The sequence below is a fragment of the Sinomonas sp. genome (genome assembly GCF_051955515.1).
Taxonomy (GTDB): Bacteria; Actinomycetota; Actinomycetes; order Actinomycetales; family Micrococcaceae; genus Sinomonas.
Genome location: NZ_JBQCGQ010000024.1, coordinates 1 through 3,276, shown reverse-complemented (window position 1 = coordinate 3,276; position 3,276 = coordinate 1). Strand labels below are relative to the sequence as shown.

The 3,276-nt window shown below is 67.8% G+C and carries 3 protein-coding genes and 1 pseudogene; 1 reads left to right on the top strand and 3 read right to left on the bottom strand.

From position 1 onward, the window contains the following. Positions 1-22 precede the first annotated feature (22 nt). A pseudogene (locus tag ACTHL9_RS01185) lies at positions 23-157 on the top strand (DUF202 domain-containing protein); the annotation flags it as partial. A gap of 236 nt (positions 158-393) precedes the next feature. Here the strand turns inward: ACTHL9_RS01185 and ACTHL9_RS01180 are convergent. The 3 genes from ACTHL9_RS01180 to ACTHL9_RS01170 all read right to left on the bottom strand — a co-directional run. Next, positions 394-1,542, bottom strand: coding sequence for a serine hydrolase domain-containing protein (locus ACTHL9_RS01180; protein WP_440516797.1), 1,149 nt, complete (start codon positions 1,540-1,542; stop codon positions 394-396). A gap of 235 nt (positions 1,543-1,777) precedes the next feature. Further along, complete coding sequence (locus ACTHL9_RS01175; RefSeq protein WP_440516796.1) at positions 1,778-2,545, bottom strand: maleylpyruvate isomerase family mycothiol-dependent enzyme; 768 nt, start codon at positions 2,543-2,545, stop codon at positions 1,778-1,780. A 1-nt stretch (position 2,546) separates the two neighbouring features. Further along, a partial coding sequence (locus tag ACTHL9_RS01170; RefSeq protein ID WP_440516795.1) for a fumarylacetoacetate hydrolase family protein occupies positions 2,547-3,276 on the bottom strand: 730 nt, incomplete at its 5' end.

Genomic DNA, 3,276 nt, shown 5'->3' with positions numbered 1-3,276 from the left:
CCGCCCTCATCCTCCTCGTGCGGTGACCCCGCCCCCCGAGGACCCCGCGGCCCGCGACCCGGGCCTGCAGCCCGAGCGCACCTCCCTGGCCTGGCGGCGGACCTTCCTGGCCCTCATCGTCTCCGACTTCCTCATCTGGCGGGCCTGGACCAGCTCCCTCACCCACCACGCCGGCCGCCTACACAGCGGACTGGGGTGAGGCCGTTGCTGAGGGCGGCCGCGGTGTTGCGGAGCCGGATGTCGTCCTCCTGAAGATCGGCGGCGTTCGGCGTGGCCCACGTCGGCGTAACTTCGTCCTAGCTCTGCCACCGTGGCTCCGCTGAGTTGCCGGTGAAGGCGCCTTTGTCTCCCCAGAACAACCAGGATGAATCCCTTGTGGGGGTTTGGCTGTCCTTATGCACTTGGGGACGAGGAGATGGCGGTGCCGATTTCGCGGGCGATGGCGATCGCACGTGGATCTCCGCCTCCTGGCCAAGGTCCCTGCGAAATCGTATAGGCGAAGGCGATGCCGGTGTCGGGGTCGACGCAGGCTACCGCACCCATCGCGCCGTCGTGCCCGAAGCTGCGCGGCCCTCCCCATGCCAGCTTCTCGCTCGGCTTCTGGAAGACGATCGAGTGCGCGCGATCTGGCTGGCCGAGCACCTCGTCGTAGCCGCGTACCTGCTGCTGCCCGATGGCGGCAACGGTGTCGGCGCTCAGTAGCGGAGCAGAGCCCTCGCGCCCGGTGACCGCGCTCGCAAGCAAGGATGCGATCCCCCGCGCGGATCCGACCGCCGACCCCGCCGGGTGACCGAACCGGTAAGAGCGTGGATCGTTGGCCAGATCCAGATCTCCCCCTGGCCGGGTGCCAGAAACCCAGGACCGCATCGCGTTCTGCGCGGGAAGGGGGTACTTGGCCAACGGCGGCACCATGCGCTTGACAGGCTCGAGACGGCTCTCCATGCCCGACGGCAGGCCCAGATAGAAGTCAGCCCCGAGGGGGTCCCGGATTTCTCGCTCGTAGAATTCGTGGAGGGTTTCTCCCGTGCTCCGGAAGACGAGTTCCATCGCCAGATTGCCGATCGTGATCGCGTGATAGCCGAAAGCAGAGCCGGGACGCCAAACCGGAACCGAGGCCGCAAGCCGCTCCGCGGCGCTATGGTGGTCGAGGATCTCCTCCCAGCTGAGTTTCGGCCACGCGTCCGGCAGCCCCGCCTGATGAGAGAGAAGTTGGCGGACAGTTACGCCCTGCTTCCCGCCTTGCGCGAATTCCGGCCAATATTCCGCGACAGGTGCGTCAAGATCCAATGCCTGCCGCTCCACGAGGAGCCCCACACTGATGCCGATGATGTTCTTCGAGACCGAATAGGGCACCATAAGCGATTCCCCGTCGAGATCTGGCCCTCCCCAGACGTCCAGAATCAATTGGCCACCGGAGAAGGCGGCCATTTGGAACGAAAGGCCCGGATCGACTTCAAGGTAGCCTGTGAGGCGGTCCGTGATGAATTCGAGTTCATCCTCCGCCACCCCCTTCAGGCTCCCGCCCAGGTTCGACAGTGTCAATGTGTTCTCCTTCGATAGGGTCTTGGCGCCATCGCATACATGAGAGCCCATGTACTCCGCAGCGGCGACAATGGGCGGCGGGGTTTACTGGCCTCGGCATCGGGCTCTAGGCGACAGCGAAGCTGGATGAAAATTGCTCCACTAGGGGATCCTGAAGTTCCTCCATTGCTGCAATTCGCTGACGCTCCGGTTGCAGTACCAGAGTGGAACAACGGCTTCCTGCCGATCCCAGGTGCTAGATCCAGCGGCAGACGTTGGGGATCTCGGCGAGGGGGCCGCCGTCGTGCGTCGCGGCGAGGAGAGCGTTCGGCTCCTCGCCTCGGCCGAGCGCCCAGCGGACGACGGCGGGCAGGGACCCCTCGATGACCGTGGCCTTCGTGCCGGGGTCACCCAGCATGAGCCCCCCATCCGCGCCGCCGCTGACGCGGAGCGCGAGCCCTTCGGTGTCGCCGCGCTTCTCCCACGCGCCCCAGACGTCGGCCAGTAGCCGCCGCAGGACCTCGGCGGGGACGTCGGCGAACCGCGCGCCGTTGTCGAGGTCGGTGGCGTGGACCCACACCTCGCGGGTGCGCATCCACACGGTCTCGGAAACCGGCACGAGCCGTCCCTGCGCCGTGCGGACCTCGAAGTCCCACCGGTCCGCGGGCAGATCGCGCCACTCGACGGAGAGGTGGATCGCCGAGTGGTCGAAGAGGTTCTGCAGCGCGACCGGGGGCAGCGTCGCGCCGAACTCGATCTCCCGGTTCCGGGCCTCCGGCGAGGAATACATTGGCGTCTCGACACCGGTCGAGGCCCACTCCACGAGCCGCGCCACCGCCCGGGCGTTATAGCCCACGTGCGCTATGACATGCCGGCGGGACCAGCCGGGAAGCAGCGAGGGAGCGTCGAGATCGCTGGAGGCGAGCTCGCTGTGCTTGCGGGCGAAGAACGCGGTGCCGCGCCGGGCCGTCAGCAGCCCCGCGCGGACTTCCGCGTCCTCGACAAGATCGTGGCGCGCAGCCACCTCAGGCTCCGTTCTTGCTGGGCAAGCCAGCAAGCTCGACGCCCGCGGGCGGAACCTCGGGCAGCTCAGTCTGCGCGCGAGTCCTGTTCCGCAGCTCGCCGATGCCCTCGATCGCGACCGTCACCGTCTGGCCATCCGTGAGGTACACCTCGGGACGGCGGGCGTGGCCCACGCCACCGGTCGTGCCGGTCAGGATGAGGTCGCCCGGGTTGAGCGTGATCATCTCCGAGATGTACGAGACGAGGAACTCGGGACCGTGCACCAGGTCGCCAATCGAGCCGCGCTGGCGCTCCTCCCCGTCCACGGTCGTGGTGATGGCGGCGTCCCGGTCGAGCTCGTCGGGAGTGACCATGACCGGGCCGACCGGCGTGGACTTCTCCCAGACCTTCCCCTGGAGCCCCTCCTTGGTGCGGAACTGGTACGAGCGCATCGAGATGTCGTTGGCCGCCGTGTAGCCGGCGATGTAGTCTCCCGCCACGTCCTCGCCGACACGGCGGGCGCGCTTTCCGACGACGACCACGAGCTCCGCCTCCCAGTCGATCGCCTGGTCCGCAACCGGCAGCTCGACGTCGTCGAACGGGCCCGTCAGCGTGTCGGCGAACTTCGCGAACAGCGTCGGGTACTCCGGAAGCTCGCGGCCCATCTCCTTGATGTGCGAGGCGTAGTTCAGGCCGACGCAGAAGACCTTCGACGGCGAGGGGACCACCGGCGCGAGGTCCGCGCCCTCCACG